Raw genomic sequence first — 24,305 nt, forward strand, 5'->3', positions numbered from 1 at the left:
GGGGGGGGAGTGAAAGACTCCCGTACTGGAGGTGTTGCGCTTAGTATCCGTGTGCTAAAGCGCAGACCAACCAACCCGAAATCTCGTTGAATACAGTGAATTGAAGTCCTTGGAGGAAGAATGTTTGTCAAGAAGTTTGGCGTAGCCCTTGCGGCTGGCCTGGTCGCTATGGCCTGTGCGACGCCTGCGGCGCTCGCTGCGGATGCGGTCAAGGATGCCGAGGCTGCGGTGAAGAGCGCGCAGCTTGATGTCGATTACTTCTGCACTACGGAGTCTGACTACTACGACATGGCGAAGTGCGCGGATGCCGAGGCGACTCTCGCCAAAGCGAACGCGGCACTTGAGGCCGCTAAGGCTGCTGCTGCCGCGCCTGCCGATGTCGCCTCTCCGGTCCCGGACCAGACGAAGGCTGATCTCGCAGATAAAAAGCTCGATGCCCAGTACTTCTGTGCTGAGGGTACTGAGTACTACGACATGGTGAAGTGCGCTAACCTCACTGCACAGATCAAGGATCTTGAGAAGAAGGACGCCGAACTCGATGTCACTTGGTTCTGCACTGAGGGTACTGAGTACTACGACATGGTGAAGTGCGCGGACGCGCAGGCGCGTCTTGGCGCTGGCTCTAACGCCACCCCCGATGCTCCGGCGGTCACCCCCGATGCTCCGGCGGTCACCCCCGATGCTCCGGCGGTCACCCCCGATGCTCCGGCGGTCACCCCCGATGCTCCGGCGGTCACCCCCGATGCTCCGGCGGTCACCCCCGATGCTCCGGCGGTCACCCCCGATGCTCCGGCGGTCACCCCCGATGCTCCGGCGGTCACCCCCGATGCTCCGGCGGTCACCCCCGATGCTCCGGCGGTCACCCCCGATGCTCCGGCGGTCACCCCCGATGCTCCGGCGGTCACCCCCGATGCTCCGGCGGTCACCCCCGATGCTCCGGCGGTCACCCCCGATGCTCCGGCGGTCACCCCCGATGCTCCGGCGGTCACCCCCGATGCTCCGGCGGTCACCCCCGATGCTCCGGCGGTCACCCCCGATGCTCCGGCGGTCACCCCCGATGCTCCGGCGGTCACCCCCGATGCTCCGGCGGTCACCCCCGATGCTCCGGCGGTCACCCCCGATGCTCCGGCGGTCACCCCCGATGCTCCGGCGGTCACCCCCGATGCTCCGGCGGTCACCCCCGATGCTCCGGCGGTCACCCCCGATGCTCCGGCGGTCACCCCCGATGCTCCGGCGGTCACCCCCGATACCACGAAGCCTGCTGCTGATGCGAAGGCTCCCAAGGGCAAGGAGGCTAAGGGTAAGCTTGCCAAGACCGGTGCGAGCTTCGCCCCGTTCGTGGGCGCGGCTGCTGCCATCGCTCTCGCGGGTGGCGTCATGGTCGCCCGTAAGCGCGCCTGAGTTACATCTGAGCGGATCTCTCCCGCTCTTTGAACGTGTGGCCCCGATTCTTCGGAATCGGGGCCACACGTCTTGCGGGAGACTTTCGAGGTGGGTGTTCCGTAGGGCGTGACGTGCGTGTTCGTCATTCTTGGAACGACTGCTCCTGAGATGAATGGACTAGATGTACTGTTCAGAGTGATTGGTTAATTGTGTGATGGGGGGGGTTTGTTGTCGCAGGCCTGAGTGGGGTTTGTGGTGATTGGGGAAGTGGAGTCAGCCGTCCAGGGCATCGCGTCGTTGTTGTTCGCAGGTGTAACACGTCGAGTGAATTGGTCTACGACACGTAGTCGTTCATCAATCGTCCTCACTGATAGAGAGCGTGAGGACATCTCTACAGTCCATAGTCGAGCGAGCTATTCAAAGGGAATAACAGTTTTGAGCATGACTGAAGTTTCAGCCATTACCGCTGACAAACATGCCCAATTATTGAAAAACAAGCATTGCTGGCACTGCCATCACTGCCGGCAGTGCCATAGCGGCCAGCATTGCCGTAGTTGCTGGCAATACGAGTAGAAAGAAAAGTGAAGGGTAGAGCCAGTGTGGTTGCGATGCCGAAAATGAGTGGAACCCTCTGCCCGACCCGTAATGAAATAGGTCAAGGGTTCGATTCCCACAGGTGGCTACACTAGGGTGTCGGATTTGATGAGTTGGCGTTCGCGTTAGCGGGTGTGCCTCAAGGGGGTATGGTGAGAACCTATAAGTCGGGCGACGAGCTGACTGCTCAGATCATGAAGTGTGGCAAGCTTTTTATTGCTGAGTTCACGGACGTGTCTGATGCCGGTTGGGATCGTCTGGTTGATGGGGTTGATCGTACGCCTCGGCAGATGGTTGCATATCAGCTTGGTTGGATGGAGCTGCTGCTTGGTTGGGAGCACGGGGAACAAGCAGGCAAGCAGGTGATGACGCCGGCTCCTGGTTTTAAGTGGAATCAATTGGGTGGCTTGTATGAGCAGTTTTATCGACGCTGGGAACAGGCCTCGCCTGAAGATTTGATTGACCAGTTCGGGATTCTGCTCGGTGAAGTAATTCAAATGACGGGCGGTATGACTGACTCGGAGTTGTTTGAGCCCGGTCAGCGAGCCTGGGCGTCGTCTACGCCCTCACAGTGGCCAGTATGGAAATGGGTTCATATCAACACGGTGGCTCCGTTTACCACTTTTCGCGCCAAAATTCGGAAGTGGAAGAAACTGGGAGACTGTTAGCCGAGTGGCATGGTGATTTCGGTGCCCGGTTCATGTATTCATGTAGATGAACCATCTTGTCTTTACCGATGACAATGTGGTCAATGAGGGTCCTCCATTGGGACGGCTGAAAAGTTGGATCGGCTGATCGACAGACCGAACGTCTTCCCCATCTGCCCGAGTGCTGATTTCGGCAGCCCACAGTGCTCAGCCATCTTCGCTCCGAACCAGTGTGTCGCGTTCGCAAGCGTTGACTTCAGCGTATCGACCGCGAGCTACTCAACATGCTCGACACTCATCAGCACAGGACGACCCGTCCGTGCTTATCAGCCAGCCCATCTAGACGCTTGTCCAGGAACCGGGTGGGCCATGTGCGCATCGTCGGCACCGACGCCCTCAAATGCCACAACATCTGCGCGTTGGAGACATCCAGCGAACAAGCCCCTACCGAAACGACTGGGACTAACCTTCGAGCAACACATTTTGTCCTATAACCCACCTTTTGGCTCTGTGGCGACAAGTCGGAGATTGCGTCGGAATTGGATCCGCAAATCCTCGTCTGCCCTGCGAATTCAGTGGGAAGTCCTCGTGTGATATCCGTGCCGGGTCGGACCGGGTGAGTGCGGGGCTATGTCCGTGCCGGGTCGGGCTGGTCGAGGAGGTCGCGCAGGGGGGCGTAGTGGAGTTCGACCGCGGCGTAGTAGTCGTCGAGGTCGCCCTTCTCGCAGGCGTCGAGGATCGCGTCGTGGGCTGTGGCCGTGAGTATGGAGGTTTCACGTTCGGCTTGGCGCAGGGTGGGGCCGACGGTCCGGTGGATGAGCCACATGGCCGAAGTGAGCTGACTGAGGATCCTGTTGTTGAGGTAGTTTAGCAGTCCGAGGTGGAAGCTGATGTCCTGTTCGTAGTAGCTCTCGCCCTTCTCAGCGCGCTCGCGCATGTTGGCGACGCAACGCCGGAGCTGAGGGTTGCGCGTTCCCCGTATGGCCCTGACGAGATCGACGCCAATGCCGAGGTCGAGCGCCTTGCGGATGTCGACGACTTCGGCAAGGGACTTGTAGCCGTCGCCGGCGTCGAGGGCGGAGCGGAGGATGAGGGTCTCGACGAGCGGGTCGAGGGACATCGCGCCGACGAAGCTTCCTGATCCCCGCCGGGAGTGGACGATGTCGAGCGCATCGAGTTTGCGTATGGCCTCGCGCACGGAGGAACGCGAAACACCGAGATCCGCACAGAGCTCCGCCTCGGTGGGCAGAGGGTCCCCGGTTTGAAGCTCGTGGGCAAGGATATAGCGCTTAATCGCATCCATCGTCATCGCGGAGCGGTTCGCTGAAGGGTCTTCGGGCGTCGAGTTCTTCACCTTTGAGAGCATATCAGTCGCATAATCCCGAGGGCAGGAGCTGCCGTTATCAAATTGATATATTGTGTGGCCCCCGTTCGGTAGAAAACTGCTTGCGCAAAGTTGTCAGACAACATATAGTCGTTTTCTATCGGAAGCGAGACATCCCCTCGTGACCGTTCGACACTCGATGATGAGGAGAGAACTTATGCGGATTGGAAAACGCTACGCCGGGGGCATCGCCCTCATGGCGACGGCCGCACTGACACTCGCCGCCTGTGGCGGCGGATCCACGACAGATACCATGGCCAGCGGTGACGCCCCTGCGACCGAACTCGGCGGCGAGATCAACGCCGGTGTCGCCTACGAGACCACCGACTACAGTTCGATCACCTCCTCGGCGCTCGCCGTCGGATCGAACCTCCAGGTCCTCGAAGGCCTCTACCAGCTCGACATGTCCACCTACAAGGCCTTCCCCGCCCTCGCGAGCGGCGACCCGGTTGCGGTCTCCGACACTGAGTACGAGATCACCCTCCGCGACGGTGCGAAGTTCTCCGACGGCATGGACGTCACTACCGAGGACGTCCTGAGCTCCTACGGCCGCACGACCGCCGAAGGCTCGATCTACGGCCAGTTCTTCGACTTCGTGAAGTCCGTGACCGCCAAGGACGACAAGACGATCACCGTCGAACTCAACTATCCCTTCCCCAACCTCGCCGCCCGCTTCGCGGACATGAAGGTCGTCCCGACCGCCATGACCGACGACGAACTCAAGGCGCACCCGATCGGCACAGGCCCCTACAAGTATGAGTCGATCACGCCGACCGAGATCACCGCGGTGCCCAATGAGTTCTACAACGGCGCACACCCGGCCACCGTCAAGACTCTTCACTGGCACGTCCTCAAGGATGATTCCGCGCGCCTCGCCGCCGCCCTCGACGGCACGACCGATGTCATGGAAGCGGTTCCCGCCTCTGCGGTCGACCAGCTCAAGGCCGCTGGCTGGACGGTCGACTCCGTGCCCGGCTATGGCAACCCCTTCCTCATGTTCAACATGACGAAGGCCCCCTTCAACGACGCGAAGGTCCGCCAAGCGATCCACAAGGCAATCGACAAGCAGAAGCTCATTGAGGTCGGTATGGAAGGCGAGGCCGTTGAGGCAACCTCCTTCCTCCCCGAGTCGAACCCGGCCTACAAGAAGACCACGACTCAGCTTTCCTACGATCTCGAGGGCGCCAAGGCTCTCCTCGCCGAGGCGGGCGTCTCCGGCCTTACTGTCAACCTCGTGACGACCGATCACCCGTGGATCACCAACCTCGTCCCGCAGATCAAGTCCGACCTCGAAGCCCTCGGCCTCACCGTTAACCACTCACCGATGGCCTCAGCGGACCTTTACGCGAACGTCACCGACGTTGACGAGCCGACCTATGACATCGTCTTAGCCCCCGGCGACCCCTCGGTCTTCGGCGCCGATCCGGGCATCATCCTCTCGTGGTGGAACGGCGACAACGTCTGGACCCAGAAGCGCACCTTCTGGCAGCAGGCAGATCCGGAGAGCTTCCAGGCATTCCAGACCCTCTTCAAAGACGCGCTCCAGCTCGACGGTGACGCCGCGAAGCAGAAGTGGGGCGAGGCCCAGGACCTCCTCGCCGAGCAGGCAGTTGTCTACCCCCTCTTCCACAAGAACATGCTCACCGCATACAACGGCGAGAAGCTCGACGGCTTCAAGTCGATCGCTGCGACGGGCATTCAGCTCATCGACGTCAAGGTCAAGTGAGCTGACCCCGGCCAGGGGGGCGCGCCCTCGGCTCCTGATCGCCAGACGATCTGAGCCACGATGAGGGACGTGCTCGGCCGGAACGACAACCGGAATGCATGAAGGAGGGGCGGTGTGCCCCGCGTCGCCGCCCCTCCTTCATGTTGCGGGACGAACGAATCAGGAGTGAAGCCGTGCCGTCTCCAGGAGTGAAGCAGTGAACAATCTATTGAGACTTATCGGGCGACGTCTGCTCGCCCTGCCGATCATGATTATCGGCGTCTCCGCCCTCGTCTTTTTCATCATGTCGCTTTCACCGATCGACCCGGCCTATTCGGCGCTCGGTGAAACGGCGAGCCCCGAGGCCCTCGAGGCCTACCGGATCGAGCATGGACTCAAGGACCCGTTGCTCGTCCAGTACGGCAACTACCTTCTCGGAATGCTCCACGGGGACCTCGGCACATACGGGGTCGGCACCGGAAACCGGGTTTCCGACCTCATCGGCACCGCGCTCCCGATCACCATGCAGCTCACCTTCCTCGGCCTGCTCTTCGCGATCCTCATCTCCTTCCCGCTCGGCGTGCTCGCTGCCCTCTACCGGGACTCCTGGCCTGACCAGCTGATCCGCGTCTTCTCCGTCATCGCGATCGGTACCCCCTCCTTCTGGCTCGCCGCCCTCCTCGTCATGACCTTTGTCCAGATGCTCCCCGTCTCCGGTGCTCTCCCGCACTTCAGCGACGATCCCATCGGCTGGTTCCTGCGCATGCTGTTACCCTCCATCGCCCTCGCCGTCCCCGTCGTCGGTCAGATGACCCGGGTCGTGCGCACCTCGATGGTCGAAGAGCTGGACCGCGACTACGTTCGCACCGCCCTCGGCGCTGGCATCCCGAAATGGATCGTCGTCGCCCGTAACGTCCTGCGCAATGCCCTCATCACCCCCGTGACCGTCCTCGGACTGAGAATCGGCTACCTCATGGGTGGCGCGGTCGTCATCGAGATCATCTTCTCGATTGACGGCATGGGCAAGGCGGTCCTCCTCAAAGGCATCCAGCAGAACTGGGTGACCCTCGTCCAAGGCGGGGCGCTCGTCGTCGCGATTGCGTTCATCGTCGTCAACATCATCGTCGACATGCTCTACCTGCTCATTAACCCGCGAATCCGATCGGTGTGATGATGAATCAGAAGCTTAAACTCGACAAGGTCACACGCCCAGGCTCACGCTTCACGCGGATCTCGGCGATGTCTCTCGGATCGAAGATCTCGATCCTCGTCCTCGCCCTCATCCTCCTCGTGTCCTTCCTCGCGCCTGTCATTTCCCCCTACTCTCCTGAGGAGATCTTCACGAAGTGGGAGGCTCCGAGCGCCGCCCACATCTTCGGCACCGATCACATCGGTCGCGACATCCTCGCGCGCGTCCTGTACGGCGGGCGTTACTCGATGATGATCGGCTTGTTCTCGATGCTCATCGCCCTCCTCTTCGGCGCGATCATCGGCTCGATCGCTGCAGTCGTGCGCAAGTCGCTCTCCGAACTCATCATGCGCATCCTTGACGTCATCATGGCTGTCCCCGGCATCGCGATGGCTGCCGTCACGGTTCTGGTCTTCGGTCGCACGCTACAGGCTTCGGGTAATGCTGTCGGCCTCGTTGTCGTCATCATCGCCTCCATCGCCTTCGTCTACATCCCCCAACTCGCGAGGATCGTAAGGGCGAACGTCATAGCGGCCTACGGCGAGGACTACGTTCGCGCGGTCATCGTCTCGGGCGCGAAAGCGCCCTGGATCCTTGTCAAGCACGTCATGCGCAACACCGCGGCCCCCGTCCTCGTCTTCGCGACGGTCCTCGTCGCCGATGCGATCATCCTCGAGGCGTCCCTGACCTTCATCGGCTCAGGACTGCCCGCGACGATGGTTCCGACCTGGGGCAACGTCCTGTCTGAAGCCTCCTCGAACCTGTCGGTCATGCTCGGCAAGTGGTGGACCGCCTTCTTCCCGGGCATGATTATCACTGCGACCGTCCTCTGCCTCAACATCCTCTCCGAGGGCATTACCGACGCCATGGTCGCCGCCCCGAAGGGGCCGGCCGTCGCCCAGGTCTCCTCTGATTCCGAGCGTGAGGCCGACCGCCTCCTTCTCGATCCGCGTCGCGCGCACGCCGAGCAGGCCGAGTCCCTCCAGGCCAGCCTCGACGCGCTCGAGAGCATCGAGGAGAAGCGTGACGACCGCTTCGCTCCGGCGTCCGAGGCAGCACCTCTCCTTGAGGTGAAGAACCTCAGCATCCGCTTCCCCAACCACGGGGAGGTCGACGTCGTCGACCGCGTCTCCTTCGCCGTCAAGCCCGGCGAGACGATGGGCCTCGTCGGCGAATCTGGATGTGGCAAGTCGATCACCGCCCTGTCGATCATGGGGCTCATCAACCCGAAGGCGAAGCTCGCGGGGGAGATCCTCTACCAGGGGAGGAACCTCCTAGAGATGAAGCCGGAGGAGCGCCAGGGTCTTCTCGGCAACGAGATGGCGATGATCTACCAGGACGCCCTCTCCTCTCTCAACCCGGCCATGCTCATCAAAGCCCAGATGAAACAGCTGACCAGCCGTGGCGGCACCCGGAGCGCCGAAGAACTCCTCGAACTCGTCGGCCTCGACCCGAAGCGGACCCTCGAGTCCTACCCGCACGAGCTCTCGGGTGGCCAGCGCCAGCGCGTCCTCATCGCTATGGCCCTCACCCGCGACCCGAAGCTCATCATCGCCGATGAGCCGACCACGGCTCTCGACGTCACCGTCCAGAAGCAGGTAATCGCTCTTCTCAACGACCTGCGCGAGAAGCTTGGCTTCGCGATGATCTTTGTCTCCCACGACATTGCCCTCGTCGCCGAGGTCGCCCACTCGATCACGGTAATGTACGCGGGCCAGGTCGTTGAGCAGGGGCCGACCTCCGAACTCCTCATGAACCCGACGCACGAGTACACGCGCGGCCTTCTCGGTGCGGTCCTCTCGATCGAAGCGGGTAAGGGCAGGCTCCACCAGGTGCCGGGCTCTGTCCCCTCGCCGAGAGACTTCCCCAAGGGCGATCGTTTCGCCCCGCGGAGCTCGCACCCGGACTACGGCCTCGACATCCGCCCGGTTCTCACCGAGGTTGGACCCGATCACGTCTATGCGGCCCTGCCGCCCGAACCGGGCGCCCTCGTTGGCGCGAAGGAGGCTGAATGATGAGCGAGAGCACCCCGATCATCGAACTCCAGGACGTCCACGTCACCTTCGCCTCGAGAACGGGCTCCCTGTTCCGCCCGAACCAGGTCAAGGCCGTGCGCGGCGTGACCATGCGCGTCGAGAAGGGACAGACGCTCGGGATCGTCGGCGAGTCCGGCTGCGGCAAGTCGACGACCGCAAACGTCATGTGCGGCCTCGTCGCCCCGACCTCCGGCAAGGTCTTCTTCAAGGGTGAGGAGGTGACGAAGCGGACCGCAGAGTCACGCAGGCGCATTGGTCGGGTCGTCTCGGTCGTCTTCCAGGACCCGGCGACCGCCCTCAACCCCCGTATGGTCGTCCGCGACCAGCTTGCTGACCCGATGCGTGTTCACAGGATCGGTACCGAGACCGAGCGGATGAAGCGAGTTCGCGAGCTCATCTCGATGGTGGGCTTGCCCGCTTCGGCGCTCGACACCTTGCCCGGTCAGCTCTCGGGCGGCCAGCGCCAGAGGGTCGCAATCGCCCGGGCGCTCGCGGTCGGCCCGGACGCGATCATCGCTGATGAGCCGACCTCCGCGCTCGACGTGTCGGTTCGCGCCCAAGTGCTCAACCTCCTCATGGATCTCAAGCGCGAGCTCGACCTTGCGATGGTCTTCATTTCCCATGACATTCAGACGGTTCGCTACATCTCGGATCGGATCGCAGTCATGAACGCCGGCGTTGTCGTCGAAGAGGGCCCCGCCGCCGAGCTCCTCGCGAATCCGCGTGACCCCTACACCCGCACCCTCCTCGGAGCCGCTCCCTCGCTCCTCCACCCCACAATTGAAGGAATCTCATGAACACCCCCATCACGGGAGTCGTCCCCCCGCTCGTCGTCCCCCTCAAGGACGGCACTCTCGACCTCCCCTCGCTCGAACGCCACATCGAGCGGATGCTCGCGGCGGGCATCCACGGCCTCTTCGTCAACGGTTCGAGTGGCGAGGTTGCCTTCTCGGGCGACGAGCGCCGTGACCGGGTTCTCGAGGAAGCCCTGCGCATTGTCGATGGCAGAATCCCGGTGCTGGCCGGCGTCATCGACACGGAGACCGAACGCGTTCTAGCGCACATGCGTCGCGCCGAGACCCTCGGCGCGAATGTGATCGTGGCGACCGCACCCTTCTACGCCCTGCAGGGCGAGACCGAGGTGGCCGAGCACTTCCGGATCCTGCGCCAGGAGACGAGCCTGCCCCTGTTCGCCTACGACATTCCGGTGTGCGTCCATTGGAAGCTCTCGAACCCCCTGCTTCTTGAGCTCGGTGCCGAGGGGGTTCTCCAGGGCGTCAAGGATTCCTCCGGCGATGACGTCGCCTTCCGCTGGCTTGCCCTGGCCAACGAGAAGATCGGCCATCCGCTCAGCCTGCTCACCGGTCATGAGGTCGTTGTCGATGGCGCCTACATGTCGGGCGCCGACGGCTGCGTCCCGGGTCTGGGCAACGTCGACCCGGCGGCTTACGTTCGCCAATGGAACGCCTACCGGGCGGGCGACTGGGCCACGGTGCGCGCCGAACAGGACCGTCTCGCGGAGCTCATGCGTATCGTCCAGGTCAAGGGCATCCAGGGCTTTGGCGCGGGCGCCGGAGCCTTCAAGACGGCTCTCAAGGCGCTCGGCGTCTTCGACTCCAACGAGATGCCGCGTCCGGTCAAGGCACTCGCGGGTGAGAACTACGCGTGGGTCGAGACAGTTCTGCGCGAGGTCGGTCTGGACTCGTGAGCACCCTCCTCGCCCTCGACATCGGCGGCACGAAGGTCGCATGGGCGGTCGTTAACGCGCAAGACCTGGCCGTCGAGGAGCGCGGGGAGATCGCGACCCTTGCGCACGAAGGCGGGGCCGCAGTGGCCCGACGGATCGGAGCTGAAACGGCCCGCGTCCTCGGCGCCCGCCCCGATATCGAGGGGATCGCCGTCGCCAGTGCGGGGGTCGTAGATTCCGAGACGGGGCGGATCGTGTCGGCGACAAACACGATGCCGGGCTGGGGCGGTACCGAGCTTGCGCGCATCCTGCGTGAGACGAGCGGTGTGAGCGCCGTCGAGATCCTCAACGATGTCCACGCCCACGGGCTTGGCGAAGCACGTCTCGGCGCGGGGCGCGGCAAGGAGACGGTGCTCGTGCTCGCGGTCGGCACGGGGATCGGCGGGGCGCTCATCGTCGGCGGCGAGCCCGCCCTCGGCGATCACTTCCTAGCCGGTCACTTTGGCCACATCCATCATCACCTCGGATCGGGGATGCCCTGCTCCTGCGGTCGCGAGGGTCATATCGAGGCATTCTGCTCCGGTTCGGGCATCACCGCCTGGTACGAGTCCCGACGTGGCCCGGGTGACCCCGCAGCGACGAATGGCCGGGAGCTTCAGGCGCTCGCCGATTCGGGGCACGGACTCGCGAACGCCTGCTTCACCGAATCTGGGTGGGCAATCGGCGAGTGCCTTGGCTCCCTCGCCAACTGCCTCGATCCTTCCCTCATCGTCTTGTCGGGATCGATGACGCGTTCGGGTCCGCTCTGGTGGGAGGCCGTCAAGAAGGGCTACGTCGAGCAGGCAATGAACGGGGTCGCCGATATCGGCATCGTGCCTGGGAGACTGGGCGGTGACGCCCCGCTCCTCGGGGCGGTCCTCCACTTCCTCAATCGTCACAGCTCCGCGCTCAAGGACTAGTGGCGCCCCATCCGTCGTCGTCGCGACTCATGTGCGCGACTCATGTGAAAGAAGGAACATCGATATGCATCCGATCATCGAAGGACTGCGCGGGAAGCTCATTGTCTCCGTCCAGGCCTACCCGGGCGAGCCGATGCGCAACCCCGAAACGATGGCACAGATCGCCCGGTCCGCCGAGATCGGTGGGGCTGCTGCGATCCGCTGCCAGGGACTCTCGGACATCGCAGCCATCAAAGGCCGCGTCGAGGTCCCGGTCATTGGCCTGTGGAAGGAGGGACACGAGGGCGTGTACATCACGCCTTCGCTCCGCCATGCGAAGGCCTGTCAGATGGCCGGAGCGGACATCGTCGCGATTGACGCGACTTCGCGTCCGCGCCTCGACGCCCTGAGCTTCGCCGAGACGACGGCTGCCATGCACGCCGAAGGAGCCCTCGTCATGGCGGACTGCGGCTCCTACGAGGACGCGAAGAACGCCTACGATGCCGGCGCTGACATCCTCTCGACGACACTCGCCGGGTACACGGGCGATCGCCCCCAGACGGAGGGTCCCGATATCGAACTGCTGACCGAGGTCGTGACGGCCTTCCCGGACCGGCCAGTCATCTGCGAGGGCCGAGTCCACACACCTTCCGATGCCGTAGCCGCCTTCGACGCGGGGGCCTTCGCCGTGATCGTCGGGACGGCGATCACCCACCCGACCCGCATCACTACCTGGTTCACGAAGGCGATCGAGAACCGCTGAATCCCGCATGCTCTGCGGTGAGCGTGGCATCCGTGCTCCCCGCAGACCCGACGCGCGTACCGGAAAGAGAAGGAGAGGCAATGAGGAGCCGAGCGATCATCTCGGGCCAGCCTGAGAAAGGGGCGATCATCGCCTTCGCGGACCCGGGGCGGGCCTTCGCCCTCGCCGATTCGCTCGAGGGGCTGGCTGATTCCTGGCGCCTCGTCGTCGCGGATATTCCCGCTCCGTCTGCGGGGGCCGCCCCCGATGTGGCCTCTGATGTGGCCCTCGCCTTCGCGATCGAACAGCTTCACCGTATCCCTATGGGCGTTGCGGTCCTCGTCGGAGCGGGGACAGTTGGATCCCGCCTCGCAGCAGCGGTCGCCCGTGCGTTGCCCTCATCCTGCCGGGCACTGTTCCTCACCGACGAGGAGGCTAGCGCCTCCCTCCGTCCAGTGCCTAGCTCCGCCCAGGGCGAGGAGGGGGAGGGTGCCCCCGGAGTGCGCGCGCCCGCGGTCTTCATTGCCGAGGACGCCCTGCCCGTAACCCTGCGCGAACTCCTCGATTCCGCGGCAGAAGCCGAGATCGCGCACCCCTGGATTCTCCCGGAGATCGAAGAGCTGATCGCGGCGAATCCCCAGGCCCCGCACATGGACCTCGCGACCGCCCGCGAACGCGGCGAGCGCATGAATCCCCCGATGGATCCTCCGGCCGATTGCGAGTTCGTCATCGAGGAACTCGCGGGTGTCGAGAACCGGATCATGACCCCGGCGGGGAAGCGAACCGGGCTGGTCCTCTTCGTCATCCACGGCGGAGGCTACGTCATGGGGAGCGCTCGTTTCGAGGACCAGCGGTGCGCCGATATCCTTCGCTCCTTCACGCCCCCGCTTTTCGGGGGCTCGGATCTCGCAGTGACAACCGTCGTCCCGGAGTACGCGCTCGCTCCCGAGCACCCCCATCCGGCGGGGCTTGAGGACACGCTCGCCTCGCTCCGCGCCGTATTCGAGCGCTACCCGGATACGCCGATCATCCTGTATGGGGATTCTGCGGGTTCGGGAATGGCGAACCAGGTGCTGCGCCGACTCGGCTCGGTCGAGCTTGAGCGGATCCGCGGGGCGATCCTGCTGGAGCCCTGTTTGGACCCGGCGTTCGACTCACTCTCGACCTGGGAAAACCGCGAGGGACCCGGGTGGACGCGTCAACTTGCCGTCGACTCCTGGCGGGCCTATCTCGGCGATGGCGCCAAGCCCTGGGAGATCCATCCTCCCGTGCGCGAACTGCCAGCCGAATTCCCGCCCATCCAGGTCTTCGTCAACGCGGCGGATCCTTTGAGGGATGAGGCGCTGGAGTGGGCTTTTGATCTCGCCCGTGCGGGTGTCAAGGTCGAACTCCATTCCTTCCCGGGCACGACGCACGGTTGGCTCTCCGTTCCGGGCACCCAGATCTGGGAGAGAGTGAAAGGCGAAATGCGCTCATTCTTCGAGTTCTGCCTCAAAGAGGAGGCCGGCTCCCTAGCCTGAGAGCCGGGCCACCGCATCGCATCAGACTTCCGCAAATGAACTAAGAAAGGACTCGCCATGCGAATCGCCATCGTCAGTACTCCCGAGGAAATTGCGCGCCTCGCGGCGGACCGGATCGAAGAGGTATACCGGTCCAAGCCCGATTTCGTCCTCGGCCTCGCGACAGGATCGTCGCCGATCTGCCTGTACGACGAGCTTGTCCGCCGCTATGAGGCGGGTGAGATCTCGTTCGCGAAGGTTCGCTCCTACAACCTCGACGAGTACGTCGGTCTTCCGAAGGATCATTTCGAAGGCTATATGAATTTCATCCGCCGGCATCTCGTCGGTCGCGTCGATATGCCTGAGGGTGCGGCGCACGGCCCGGACGGCTGGTGCGAGGATCTTGACGAGGGCGCCCGCCTGTACGACGAGGCGATTAAGGCCGAGGGCGGCATCGACATTCAGGTGCTCGGCATCGGTTCGGACGGTCACATCGGTTTCAATGAGCCCGGTGGCTCGCTGACGTCGCGCACGCACGTCGGCGTCCTCACGGAGCAGACGCGTCGCGACAACGCCCGCTTCTTCGATGGTGACATCGACGCGGTTCCGACGCACTGCGTGACGCAGGGCATTGGCACAATCATGGATTCGAAGGCGCACGTCTTCATGGCGACCGGCAAGGGCAAGGCCCGCGCGGTCAAGGAGATGATTGAGGGCGGTGTTTCGCAGCGCTGGCCCGCGACGGCTCTCCAGTACCACGACGACGTCCTTGTCCTCCTTGACGAGGATGCCGCCAGCGAGCTCGAACTCAAGGACTTCTACAAGGAGGTGTGGGAGAAGGAGCACGCCTGATCCCACTCTCGCGGGGTCCTGCGCGTCGGAAACGAGCGCGGGACCCCGTTTTGTGTTGTCGCGGGTGAGAGGATAGCTGTTCTTGTGGGCGTGTCACGTACGCCCAGGTTTGCGAGTGTCTGTCTTCGTGCCCTCTGTTGGATGCGATGCTGGAGGACGCGAGCCCACGGCCACTACGGGGACGGGCTTAATTTCACGCGCGACGGCTGAAATGCTTCGGGAGAAGCTCGACCGAAGGAGAGCCGGTGTTGCCTGCGGGACGCGGAGGCGGGTGGAGGCTGTGCCAGTGCCAGTGCCAGTGCCAGTGCCAGTGCCAGTGCCAGTGCCAAAATCAGACTCAAAGTCAAAGTCAGCGCCACCACAAAATCAACGCCAGCGCCAAGTTTGCTAGCGGCTCGTTCGGATGAAGAAGTAGGCTGAGGCGCAAACGAAGAAGTAGACGACGAAGCGGCGGCTCGAACCGGGAAGGTCCGAGCCGCCGCTCGCATTTCACTCAGTCACTGGCTGGCCAGGTGATCCGAGAGAGGCGTCAGTGAACTCTACTTGCCCACCGATGAACGCCTGCGCAGGAGAAGCGCCCAAGCGCCCGCTCCGACGAGTCCGCTGCCGCAGATCCCTACGAGAACCCACTGCCACCAGTCCGAACCACTCCCGTACGAGGCGGACCCGCGCTCGGGGTTGAGCAGGGCGCTCGTGGGGGTAGCGGGCTTGGTGAGCGCCCGCGTCGTGGACCCTCCCGACTGTGAGGAGTCCGCAAAGTCCAGACCCTCGACACCGCTCGACTGGGAGCCGTCGGCGCTGGAAGCGCCCGATGCGTCGGAGTCGGAGCTCGTCGACCCCGCGCCAGCCGCCGAGTTCGACGACAGCAGCGAGCCGGACACGGTCGACCCACCCGTCACCGGGGTTCCGGTCTGCCCGGCGCCCTCTCCGAGGCGCGCGCCGGCCACGTTCGGGTTCCCGATCGGCGAGTCCGGAGTGCTCGCACTTGCTGAGGAGGAGCCCGTGGACGGTGATCCGGGTGACGGGGAGGTGCCCGGCGCGGGCTGGCTGGGTCGGTGCGTACCGGTGTTCGGGTTCGTCCAGTTCCTGTGGGACTCGGCGTTAAGCTTCGCGACGAGTTCGTCGATGGGAAGGGTCGCGCCGGGCTCCGGGCTGGGCGAGGGCGAGGGATCTGGAGCGGGCGCGGGGTCTGGCTCAACCCCCCTCTTGATGGCCTCGTCGCCGACGAGGAAGATCGCATGGAGCGTCTTCTCAATGGTGGAGCCGTCAGCGAGGTGCGCGGTGTAGACAAAGTCGGTCGAGTAGCGCCCGGGCTTCGTGAAGTAGAAAGCCTGGTGATCGTGCGACCCGAAGAGGTAGTGGAGGACCATGTCGGGCTTCGTCGAGTCGAGTCGGGGCGTGAATCCGTCAAAGAGAGAGGAAATACCGGTGACGAGGCGACCGGGGCCGGTGAAGTTCCTCATCGCAACCTCGACGCCCTTGCTTGAGAGTTGCGAGTAGTCGACTCGCTGGGTTGAGAAGCCGACCCAGGGGATACCCTCGAGCTGGGTCTCGGGCAGGCTCCACACGCCCTCGGGCGCCGCGGCGGCGAGTTCGCTGTAGCCCTTCGCGCCGGCGGGGATCTTCGCATGCGTCGAGTCGGGGACGGCGTAGGCGAAGGTTCCGGAGGCACGGCGGACGGGGTGGCGCGGGTCGGCGGTGTCATCGACGAAGACTTCCGCCTTTCCGTCTTTCAGGGACATCGCCTGATCCATGTGGCCTTCGGTGATGATGTGGATCGCCGAGTCGCCGGGACGTGAAGGGGTGGACGGGTCGGCAGGATCGGGTGTCGAGGGATTGCCGGGCTGAGCGCCACCGCTCGGTGGCGCGTCGGCACCCGGGTCCGCAGGGTTCGGCGAGGGCGAGGGCGCCTCGCCGTTGTTCTCCGCGGTGATCGCGCGCAACGCCGAGATCGCGACGTCGCCAACGACGAAGTGAGCGGAGCGAGACTTGTAGGAGAAGTTCCCGTCCTTGTCGCGCGTCTCGATGTTGAAACCGACGGTGTAGACGCCCGGCTTCGTGAAGACGTGGGCGAGGGGAACTGCGACTGCATCGACGGTGAAGCCACGGTTGGGGTCGCGCGTCGTATCGAGGGTGACGTTCATCGCCCCGTCGGTGACGGTTCCCGCGATGTAGCGGCCACCCTTGGGGCCGTCGAAGGTGTCGACGGAGTAAACGGCTGGCTCGGAGCGCAAATCGGCGGGCATTCCGGTGAAGTCGAATCCGAGCGAACCGTGCTCGCTGGAAGTAGGCAGGACCCAGCGGTCGCCGTCGGCGGTCGTCTGCTTGAGTGAGTCAGGGATTTCGAGGATCGGTTCCCCGGGGATCGACGTGCCGTTCGCGCTCACGTCGAGGGTCACCCGCTTGATCGGCACGCCAGCTCGCACATCGTCTTTGAAGGTCCCCTTGTAGACATAGTGGGAGGGGGACGAGGGCGAGGCTGGCGCCTTCGCAGCAGAGCCGAAGAGTGCCTCGATCTGCTTGCGGGCCTCGGCCTGGGTGAAGGGGGGCTCGGGTTCGGCGGGTGTCTCCTCGGTGGAGAGCTCGCCGGAGGCGATCATCTTCTCCTTTACCTGCTCGGCAGTCGTTCTGATCGGAGTGAGGGAGGTCGTGGTGCCTGCGGGCAGGCCGACCTCGTCGTCAGAGCCGACGAGCCACGTGATGGTCGAGGGCAAGGAATTAACGGCTCTCTGGGACAAGGTGGACGTGTAGGAAGCAACCATGTCGAGCCGGTAGACGCCCGCTTTCGAGAAGGTCCAGTTCCAGTGGCCGTGGGAGCCAGCCTGGAGGGAGAGCGGCGCGAGCGAGGGGTCGGAAGAGAGCCCTCGGGTCAGAGAGTTCGTGCCGATGGTGCGCCACACCTCGACGGCTCCAGGCCCGGAGGAGTTCGCGATCGAGAGCTTCACCTCGTCAAGAAGGATCCCCTCAGGCTGGGCGACCTCGTGCGCCGTGTCGAAGGCACCGATGCCAGCCCAGACGGGACGCCAGTTATCGATCTGCTCCTGAGGGGCGCGCCAGACGATGTCGCCGGGCTTACCAATGAAGTCGAAGAGGCCACCCGAGGGGACGACCATGCGCGAGACCTCCTGGGAGTCGGAGGAGCGCGCGTCGGGGGCGAGTCGGACGCAGACGGAGTTCGGGTCCTTGATGACCTTGCGCCCGTCGACAACGGTAACGGTGAAAGTCTGGTCGACACGGGTGACGTAGGCGGCGTCAACGTGTGCGTGATGGAGGAGCTTGCGGCCAGCGCACACGTGGGGAACGCGACCGTCGGGCCCGGGGGTCGCCTCCGGGTCGGCGCCGGGCGAGCCCGCAGGAACCGTGAGGTCGGCGGGCACGAGGTCCCCGTAGCCGGCCTCTCCGGGCAGGTGCTCGGGATCGTCGGGCGCTCCGGGGGACGAGGGCGAGGCCTCGGCGTTGGTTGGGCCGGAGCCGTCGGAAGTGTAGCCCGTGGGAGAGAGCGTCTCTGACGGGGTTGCGTGCGTCGCGGGCGCGACGAGTATCGATGCGGCGAGCAGGGCGGCCGCGGTGAGGAGGCCGGTGAACGGAAGGGTCCTCATGCGAGTGTCCTTTCTGTGGTCTGCGCCGCCGGTCGGGCGCGAAGGAGGAGTCCGCGCCCGGGCGAGAGGAGCTGGGCGAGGACGAAGAGGAGGGTCGCGACGAGGACGATCGCCGCGCCCGAGGGGATGTCGAGCGACCAGGAGGCCCAGATGCCGAGGAAGGCAGAGACGGCGCCGATGGTCGGGCCGATGAGCATCATGGGGACGACACGGTCAGTGAGGAGTCGCGCGGTCGCCGCGGGAGCGACGAGGAGCGCGAGGACGAGGACGTTCCCAATCGTCTGGATGGAGACGACGACGGCAGTCGCGATGGCGAGGTGGAGAAGCACATCAATGTGCCCGACGCGCAGGCCCGTCGAAATCGCGAAATCACGGTCGACACTGACGAGGACGATCCGGTCGTGAAAGACCGCGAGGGCGATGCCGATCGCGACGCACGCCCCGAGAGAGATGAGGACATCGGTATTCGTCACGCCGGTGAGCGACCCGAAGAGGAGCGACTCAAGAGACCCCGTGTAGCCGGGTGTTCGAGCGACGACGACGAGGCCAAGGGCGAAAGCGGCGGCGAAGAAGACGCCGATAACGGAATCTTCGCCGACCCGGCGGTTCTGGGAGAAGACGGAAATGAGGATCGCAACGAGGATCCCGGCTGCGGCTCCTCCCAGGAGGATCGACCCCTGGAGCGCGAAGGCGATCGCGATTCCGGGGAATACGGCGTGTGAGAGTGCATCGCCGACGAAGGAGAGTCCGCGCAGGACGACGTGCGCGCCGACGAGACCGCAGACGAGTGAGGAGAGGACGGCGATGAGGAGCGCCCTTGGGAGGAAAGCGAGTGAGGGGTTTGCGAGGTCGGAGAGGAAGTCGAGGAGGCTCATCGGCGCACCATCCCGAGGGAGCGCAGGAGCGCGGAGTCCTGAGAGACGCGGAAGGTCTCCATCCACGGCTCCGGCGAGCTAAGTTCACAGGGCTCGCCCTCGGCCCTCACAGTCCCGTTGAGCATGACGAGTCGGTGGCAGATATCGACTGCCTGCCCAAGGTCGTGCGTCGACATGAGGATTCCGACTCCGCAGCGGGCGAGGTCAACGAAGAGGCGCGATAGTGCGTCTTGGTTCGGGTGGTCAAGCCCGGTGAAGGGCTCATCGAGGAGGAGCAGACGCGGGGCGGCAACGAGTGCCCGGGCGACGAGGATCCTCTGCTTCTGACCGCCCGAAGTCTCGTTGATTGTCCGGTTGCGGTACGCGTACATGCCGACCGCGTCGAGAGCCCGGTAGACGGCCTCAAGGCGCGCCGCGCCTCGAGGCGCGCGACGCTGACCGGTGAAGGCGGTCGCGACGAGCTGGGCGGCGCTCATCGGATAGTTCCAGTCGAGGTCCTGGCGCTGCGGGACGTAGCCGATGACCGAGCCACTCGCCTCGATGCTCCCGCGGTAGGGGATGAGTCCCATGATCGCGCGCATGAGCGTCGTCTTGCCAGCCCCGTTCGGTCCGATGAGGCCGACAAGCTCGCCCTCGTCGACTCGAAGGGACACATCCTCAAGGATTGTCCGCCCGCCAAGGTCGACGCGCAGGCCGGACACCTCCAGCGCGCGGCTCATCGCTGAGACCCCCGGTCGTCGCCGTCATCGGACGCTTCCGGCTTCGGCTCGACGGAGCCGGAAGCCCCGCCCTCGACGATCCTTTCAGCGGCCCGCTCGCGCTCGTGGCTACGGCGACGGGCGATGAGGACGAGCGCGACAAGGACGAGGGCTGCAACGCCGAGCCCCGCGGCGATCCACAGCGGGAGCATGGTCGAGCGGTCGAGGGGTGACGGCGAGTCGACGGGAGCGGGCGACTCAGGGGCGTTCGAGACGGTCCACTGAGCTTCGAGCGCCTTCTGCGCGTCGGTGGCGTCCCCGACGGCAAAGCGGAGGACGCGAGTGTCCTCGACAGTGGTGCCGTCGGTGAGCTGGGCCTGGAGGCTGAGGCGGATGAGGTGGATCCCCGGTTGTGTGAAGACCCAGTTCGCGTGGGTGTGCGTGTTTGCGTCAACGTGGATCGGCTGCGAGTTCGGCTTCGTCGAGTTCCACAGTTCTTGGGGGCCGGAGAAGTTTCCGGCCTGGACGAAGGCGTGGAAGTCCCCCTCGCCCTCGTGTCCCTCGAAGACGAGGGTCGCGCCCTGGGCGAGCCTGCCGACGACCTCGGGGTCCTGGGTGTTCCAGCCGAGCCACACGACGTTGGCGATCTCGGACTGGGGGATGGCCCAGACCGGGCCGTTCGCCGAGATGAAGGAGTACTGGTCGTCGTCGGCGGGCAGTTCGAGCTTCGCGGCGTCGGAGACGCGTAGGACGACGTCGTCAAGATGGCGCCAGGTCGGCGTCTGACCGGAGTCGTCGCGGGCGAGGAAGGTCCACGCGCCGTCGAGGAACTTCGGTCCGAGGTCGACGTGTCCGGCGGAGATCTCGACAGGTGTACCTTCGGGGGCGACGGTCTCGTTCGACTCGACGACCTGGGTGAGGGAAGGGTCCTGCGTCGTCGTGTCTGTGGCGAGTGAGGCGGGGGCGACGGCGATGAGAGTCGCGGCGGCAAGCGCGAGTGCGTGCGTGAGTTTCACTGGTCTCCTCGGGTGGGATTCGGGTTGGACGCCTCCGACTCGAAGGGCCAGGCGGGCAGCGAGGCGGGGTCGAGGCAGGACTTGATTGAGCGCGTGTTGAACACCATGAGGTCGAGGTAGGTGGGAACCTCGTCCGTGAGCGTGTCGGAGTGGAGCGAGCAGACGGACTTACCGGTCGTGTGCGCGAGTGCGACGAGCTCGCCGAGGTGGGAGCGGGAGGTCGGTTCGAGGAATACTCCGGCGGCCGGCGTCTGCTCGAGGACTCGCGTGAGATTGGCGAGTTGGAGAGCCGAGGGCTCAAGGGACGGGTTCGGTGCGACAAACCCGCCGATCCGCAGCCCGTAGGCCTTCGCGTAGTAGCCGAAGGAGTCGTGCGCGGTCACGAGGGCGCGGCTCTTTTCAGGGATGGTGGCGACGACTTCGTGGATCCACCGGTCGAGGGCCTCAAGTTCGGCGTCGCGGGCGGTGGCGTTCGCCCGATATTCGGCCGCGTGCGAGGGATCGAGGGCTGCGAGGCGCTCGGCGACGAGGTCAGTGTAGGCGATGGCGTTCTTCACGTCGTGCCACATGTGCGGGTCGATCTCACCGTGTACGTGGGTTCCGATCACGGCCTGGGCGAGGATTCGAGCGGAGGCGCCGGGTTCGGCGAGGAATCGCCACCGGTTGTCGGGGATCGTGGTCGTCGTCGTGTCCGGGACGGCGATGACAATCCGGTCGGGGTCGAGGTCGCCTGCGGGGGCGTCTGCGCGCAGGGTCATCGAACCCTCAAGTTTCGCGGTGAGATCGGCGTGCCCGGAGTCGAGGACGCTCCGCCCGGTGGAGTGCGGGTCGACGCCGACGGCGAAGACAAGAGTCTTTTCACCGAGTGGAGTATCGCCCGTCGGCGAGTGGAGCGTCGCCCGCAGGCAGAGGGAGTAGACACCGGGATCGGTGAAACCCCACGACATGTGGGTGTGAGCGTTAGTCGGGAGCTCGACGCGGTCGTTCGAGTCGATCCCATCCTTCGAGGCGATCCACGGGCGCGGTTCACCGAAGGTGCCGGTCGTGAAGGCGGCGAGGTCGCCGGGGCCCGTCGCCGAGGCTGCTTCGAAGGAGACGGTTGAGTCGGTCGAGGCGCGTCCGTCGACGCGCAGCCCGAGCCAGATCGTCGCGAGAGAGAGGTCCTCGACGAGGGGAATTGGACGCGCACCGAAGGGGACGGACTCTTCGCCGAGGGCGACGTGCTGGGCGCCCTTTGGGAGGTTCGCGTCGATGGAGGAGGTGAGTGCGCTCTGCTCAAGGAGCAGCCCGTTGGAGAAAGCGATGTCGGCGTGCGCGATGTCGCGGAGGGCCGCCATCGAAGGCTCGAAGGAGTGTGGATCAACGCCTGCGGGGACGAGCGTCGCGATGCGCGCTCGCGGGGCGACCGCGCGCACGAGATCGGCGATGATCGGCGTCGTCGCAACGATCCGAGGCTGCGACCCATCATCGGCCACATCGCCGCTGCTAGGTGCAACGGACTCTGATCGCGTGCCGGGAGTCTCCTCGGCAGAGGCTCCGCCGTTCGCGAGGGCGGGAGCACACACGCCGAGGAGCAGCGAAGGAGCACCGATGAGAAGGGAGAGCGCGAAGGCACTCCCGGGGCGACGCGCTCGGGTGCGCCTCACCTTCTTGCCCACCGTCGTGCGGCGAGCCCAGCGAGGGCAAGGAGCGAGGCGAGGGCGACCGGGGTGGCGGCGCGCGCGCCGGTCGTCGCGAGACCGCCGGGAAGGGCCGAGCCATCGACGATCTTACCCTCGGCGCGCAGACGATCGATCGTCGCCTGGTCGAGTTCGCAGGGGCGCCCATCGGCGGTGCGGCCGACGTAGACGGTCGTCGAGCCTGAGCCGATGCCGCCGAACCAGCGGGTGCCGACGAGCGAGCCGAAGTTGCCGGACTCGAAGACGGCGAGTGAACCGGGGCCGGAGACGCCGTTGAGCGTCCAGGTAACATCGCCGGTCGTGCGGGCGAGGAGGCTGGGGTGCATCGTGTTTGCACCGAGCCACGGGACGGAGGGGACCTGGCTTGAGGAGATCATCCAGATCCTCTGACCCTGCTTCGCGATGAACTCGATACCGGCGGGTGCAGTCGTCTCGGCTGCGGAGCCAAGTCCGAAGACGAGGGAGGAAGGGGCGACCCAGCGCGCGGGCTGCGAGCGGTCGTCTTTGACGAGCATGGAGATCGACGAGGGGCTGGCACTCGTCCCGATGTCGAAGTGGCCGGAGTCGGCGTTTCCGGCACCGCCGACGTTGAAGGAGAGGATGCCGGAGGTCGAGACGCGGGCACCGGACTTCAGGGTCGTGGTCTGGGTGATCGAGACCTTGTAGACGCCGGGGGCGGTGAAAACCCAGTTCGGGTGGACGTGGGTGTTCGCGCGGATCGTGTGGGATCCGCCGACTGCCGTGCCACTCCCGTTCGAGGTGACGGGGGTGGGGAGGCACTGCTCGGCGGCTGGCTGTACGGGCGCTTGGGGGGCGGTGGACTGAGGCGCTGGCGCGGGGGACGGGGTCGATCCGGTGCCGGGCGTCGACGGCTCGACGGGAGCCGACGCTCCGGGGGTGGCCTGCGCGATCGCGGTGGCGCCCACGGCGAAAGTGTAGGCGGCCGGGTCGGAGACGAGGCGCCCGTTGGGGGTATCGACCTCGCCGTGGAGAGTGAGAGAGTAGGTGCCTGCGGCTGTGAAGAGCCAGTTCGCGTGCTCGTGGGCGGGTGCGCTCTGGAGGATCGAGCGCCCGGGAGCGGCCTCAAGGGAGCCCTGCTCGAAGATCGGGGAGGTCGCGCCGAATGCGGACGAGCGCCAGAGGAGGATGCGGCCAGGCCCGGAGACCTCGTCGATGACGAGGCGGATCGCGGTTGGGCGCAGAGGTGCGAGGGCGTTCGAGTCCCAACCGGGCCATAGGAGCGCGGGATTCTCGGACTGGGGGAGTGCGTAGCCGGCGGTTCCGACGCCCTCGATCTTTTCGGTCGCGCTCGTCTTCGCGGCGTCGGTGACGCCGAGGATCAGCTTTGCGGGGTTGTGGTAGGTCGGCGCGCCCGGGGTAGTGACGTCCTCTTTGGCGACGAGAGAGATCGTCGGCCCGTTGGGGACGAGGGCGAAGACGTCGGCGTGCCCGCGAGTGAGGAGCACTTTCGTCGTTGATTCTCCGCTCTGCGTGCCGGGTGTGGCAATCGTCGGCGTAGTAAAGAGCGCGAGGGCGAGGAGCGCGGTGAACAGGGCGAGGAGGGGATGAATCCCGCGGTGGGTGGCGCGCATGACGAACCTTCTAGTGATAATGAGAATGGCTTGCATTACCATACAGGGTTGTCTGTGAACCGCGCAACCGCCAGCGTGAGGTCTGGATCACGCTCACCGCGTGTAAGGATGTGAGAAGAGTGAGCGATGCTGTCGAAGGGGAGGGATGCCGTGCTCTATATGTGGGATGCCTTGAGCTCCTGGATCCACT

At 65.1% G+C, this 24,305-nt stretch carries 19 protein-coding genes; 11 read left to right on the forward strand and 8 right to left on the reverse strand.

The annotated features are described in order from the left end of the window. Nucleotides 1–120: 120 nt before the first annotated feature. Both PG731_RS00900 and PG731_RS00905 read left to right on the forward strand, forming a co-directional pair. Nucleotides 121–1,401, forward strand: coding sequence for a hypothetical protein (locus PG731_RS00900; RefSeq protein ID WP_270771525.1), 1,281 nt, complete (start codon nt 121–123; stop codon nt 1,399–1,401). A 728-nt stretch (nt 1,402–2,129) separates the two neighbouring features. Then, nucleotides 2,130–2,645 (forward strand): ClbS/DfsB family four-helix bundle protein, encoded by a 516-nt coding sequence (locus tag PG731_RS00905; RefSeq protein ID WP_442952633.1) that lies wholly within the window; start codon nt 2,130–2,132, stop codon nt 2,643–2,645. 607 nt (nt 2,646–3,252) lie between these two features. Here the strand turns inward: PG731_RS00905 and PG731_RS00910 are convergent. Continuing rightward, the gene (locus tag PG731_RS00910) at nt 3,253–3,990 is read right to left on the reverse strand and encodes a FadR/GntR family transcriptional regulator (protein WP_270771527.1); all 738 of its coding nucleotides are present in this window, start codon (nt 3,988–3,990) and stop codon (nt 3,253–3,255) included. A gap of 175 nt (nt 3,991–4,165) precedes the next feature. Here PG731_RS00910 and PG731_RS00915 point away from each other — a divergent pair, with 175 nt between their 5' ends. The 9 genes from PG731_RS00915 to nagB all read left to right on the forward strand — a co-directional run bounded on the left by PG731_RS00915 (nt 4,166) and on the right by nagB (nt 14,656). Next, nucleotides 4,166–5,734: an ABC transporter substrate-binding protein gene (locus tag PG731_RS00915; RefSeq protein WP_101628013.1), complete on the forward strand. Its 1,569-nt coding sequence runs from the start codon at nt 4,166–4,168 to the stop codon at nt 5,732–5,734. A 196-nt stretch (nt 5,735–5,930) separates the two neighbouring features. Continuing rightward, entirely contained in the window at nt 5,931–6,884 is a 954-nt protein-coding gene (locus tag PG731_RS00920) for an ABC transporter permease (protein WP_101628012.1), read from the forward strand. Nucleotides 6,885–6,886: 2 nt separating this feature from the next. Then, complete coding sequence (locus PG731_RS00925) at nt 6,887–8,917, forward strand: dipeptide/oligopeptide/nickel ABC transporter permease/ATP-binding protein (protein WP_270771669.1); 2,031 nt, start codon at nt 6,887–6,889, stop codon at nt 8,915–8,917. Continuing rightward, a complete protein-coding gene (locus PG731_RS00930; protein ID WP_270771671.1) occupies nt 8,917–9,735 on the forward strand; it encodes an ABC transporter ATP-binding protein in 819 nt (272 codons plus the stop codon). Before PG731_RS00925 ends, PG731_RS00930 begins: the two co-directional genes overlap by 1 nt. Continuing rightward, nucleotides 9,732–10,646 (forward strand): dihydrodipicolinate synthase family protein, encoded by a 915-nt coding sequence (locus tag PG731_RS00935; protein WP_270771528.1) that lies wholly within the window; start codon nt 9,732–9,734, stop codon nt 10,644–10,646. Before PG731_RS00930 ends, PG731_RS00935 begins: the two co-directional genes overlap by 4 nt. Further along, a complete protein-coding gene (locus PG731_RS00940; RefSeq protein ID WP_270771529.1) occupies nt 10,643–11,584 on the forward strand; it encodes an ROK family protein in 942 nt (313 codons plus the stop codon). The genes PG731_RS00935 and PG731_RS00940 overlap by 4 nt, the downstream gene beginning before the upstream one ends. Before the next feature lie 64 nt (nt 11,585–11,648). Further along, entirely contained in the window at nt 11,649–12,326 is a 678-nt protein-coding gene (locus PG731_RS00945) for an N-acetylmannosamine-6-phosphate 2-epimerase (protein ID WP_101628008.1), read from the forward strand. Nucleotides 12,327–12,406: 80 nt separating this feature from the next. After that, complete coding sequence (locus tag PG731_RS00950; RefSeq protein WP_270771530.1) at nt 12,407–13,825, forward strand: alpha/beta hydrolase fold domain-containing protein; 1,419 nt, start codon at nt 12,407–12,409, stop codon at nt 13,823–13,825. Nucleotides 13,826–13,882: 57 nt separating this feature from the next. Further along, nucleotides 13,883–14,656 carry a glucosamine-6-phosphate deaminase gene (gene nagB, locus PG731_RS00955; RefSeq protein WP_270771531.1) on the forward strand — a complete coding sequence of 258 codons (774 nt, stop codon included), beginning with the start codon at nt 13,883–13,885 and terminating at the stop codon, nt 14,654–14,656. A 173-nt stretch (nt 14,657–14,829) separates the two neighbouring features. Here nagB and PG731_RS00960 read toward each other — a convergent pair whose 3' ends face one another. Genes PG731_RS00960 through PG731_RS00990 form a run of 7 tightly spaced genes read right to left on the reverse strand, consistent with a single transcriptional unit; the run spans nt 14,830 to nt 24,151 of the window. Next, nucleotides 14,830–15,144: a hypothetical protein gene (locus tag PG731_RS00960; RefSeq protein ID WP_270771533.1), complete on the reverse strand. Its 315-nt coding sequence runs from the start codon at nt 15,142–15,144 to the stop codon at nt 14,830–14,832. Nucleotides 15,145–15,195: 51 nt separating this feature from the next. Then, nucleotides 15,196–18,255, reverse strand: coding sequence for a choice-of-anchor M domain-containing protein (locus tag PG731_RS00965; RefSeq protein WP_270771534.1), 3,060 nt, complete (start codon nt 18,253–18,255; stop codon nt 15,196–15,198). Next, the gene (locus PG731_RS00970; protein WP_101628005.1) at nt 18,252–19,130 is read right to left on the reverse strand and encodes an anchored repeat-type ABC transporter permease subunit; all 879 of its coding nucleotides are present in this window, start codon (nt 19,128–19,130) and stop codon (nt 18,252–18,254) included. The genes PG731_RS00965 and PG731_RS00970 overlap by 4 nt, the downstream gene beginning before the upstream one ends. Continuing rightward, nucleotides 19,127–19,849: a metal ABC transporter ATP-binding protein gene (locus tag PG731_RS00975; RefSeq protein ID WP_101628004.1), complete on the reverse strand. Its 723-nt coding sequence runs from the start codon at nt 19,847–19,849 to the stop codon at nt 19,127–19,129. Before PG731_RS00975 ends, PG731_RS00970 begins: the two co-directional genes overlap by 4 nt. Continuing rightward, complete coding sequence (locus tag PG731_RS00980; protein WP_101628003.1) at nt 19,846–20,844, reverse strand: choice-of-anchor M domain-containing protein; 999 nt, start codon at nt 20,842–20,844, stop codon at nt 19,846–19,848. The genes PG731_RS00975 and PG731_RS00980 overlap by 4 nt, the downstream gene beginning before the upstream one ends. Beyond that, nucleotides 20,841–22,490, reverse strand: a complete 1,650-nt coding sequence (locus tag PG731_RS00985; protein WP_270771537.1) for an anchored repeat ABC transporter, substrate-binding protein — start codon at nt 22,488–22,490, stop codon at nt 20,841–20,843. Before PG731_RS00985 ends, PG731_RS00980 begins: the two co-directional genes overlap by 4 nt. Next, nucleotides 22,487–24,151 carry a choice-of-anchor M domain-containing protein gene (locus PG731_RS00990; RefSeq protein WP_270771538.1) on the reverse strand — a complete coding sequence of 555 codons (1,665 nt, stop codon included), beginning with the start codon at nt 24,149–24,151 and terminating at the stop codon, nt 22,487–22,489. Before PG731_RS00990 ends, PG731_RS00985 begins: the two co-directional genes overlap by 4 nt. Nucleotides 24,152–24,305: the final 154 nt, after the last annotated feature.

Origin of the sequence: Pauljensenia sp. OF14-1SRA (genome assembly GCF_027694595.1) — a bacterium.
GTDB classification, from domain to species: domain Bacteria; phylum Actinomycetota; class Actinomycetes; order Actinomycetales; family Actinomycetaceae; genus Pauljensenia; species Pauljensenia turicensis_B.

Excerpts from the sequence above, each read along its gene's own strand:
- PG731_RS00935 (WP_270771528.1), top strand. The coding sequence starts at position 9,732 with ATGAACACCCCCATCACGGGAGTCGTCCCCCCGCTCGTCGTCCCCCTC.
- PG731_RS00975 (WP_101628004.1), bottom strand. The coding sequence starts at position 19,849 with ATGAGCCGCGCGCTGGAGGTGTCCGGCCTGCGCGTCGACCTTGGCGGG.
- PG731_RS00960 (WP_270771533.1), bottom strand. The coding sequence starts at position 15,144 with ATGCGAGCGGCGGCTCGGACCTTCCCGGTTCGAGCCGCCGCTTCGTCG.
- PG731_RS00970 (WP_101628005.1), bottom strand. The coding sequence starts at position 19,130 with ATGAGCCTCCTCGACTTCCTCTCCGACCTCGCAAACCCCTCACTCGCT.
- nagB (WP_270771531.1), top strand. The coding sequence starts at position 13,883 with ATGCGAATCGCCATCGTCAGTACTCCCGAGGAAATTGCGCGCCTCGCG.
- PG731_RS00950 (WP_270771530.1), top strand. The coding sequence starts at position 12,407 with ATGAGGAGCCGAGCGATCATCTCGGGCCAGCCTGAGAAAGGGGCGATC.
- PG731_RS00990 (WP_270771538.1), bottom strand. The coding sequence starts at position 24,151 with ATGCAAGCCATTCTCATTATCACTAGAAGGTTCGTCATGCGCGCCACC.
- PG731_RS00910 (WP_270771527.1), bottom strand. The coding sequence starts at position 3,990 with ATGCTCTCAAAGGTGAAGAACTCGACGCCCGAAGACCCTTCAGCGAAC.
- PG731_RS00925 (WP_270771669.1), top strand. The coding sequence starts at position 6,887 with ATGAATCAGAAGCTTAAACTCGACAAGGTCACACGCCCAGGCTCACGC.
- PG731_RS00965 (WP_270771534.1), bottom strand. The coding sequence starts at position 18,255 with ATGAGGACCCTTCCGTTCACCGGCCTCCTCACCGCGGCCGCCCTGCTC.
- PG731_RS00930 (WP_270771671.1), top strand. The coding sequence starts at position 8,917 with ATGAGCGAGAGCACCCCGATCATCGAACTCCAGGACGTCCACGTCACC.
- PG731_RS00915 (WP_101628013.1), top strand. The coding sequence starts at position 4,166 with ATGCGGATTGGAAAACGCTACGCCGGGGGCATCGCCCTCATGGCGACG.
- PG731_RS00900 (WP_270771525.1), top strand. The coding sequence starts at position 121 with ATGTTTGTCAAGAAGTTTGGCGTAGCCCTTGCGGCTGGCCTGGTCGCT.
- PG731_RS00945 (WP_101628008.1), top strand. The coding sequence starts at position 11,649 with ATGCATCCGATCATCGAAGGACTGCGCGGGAAGCTCATTGTCTCCGTC.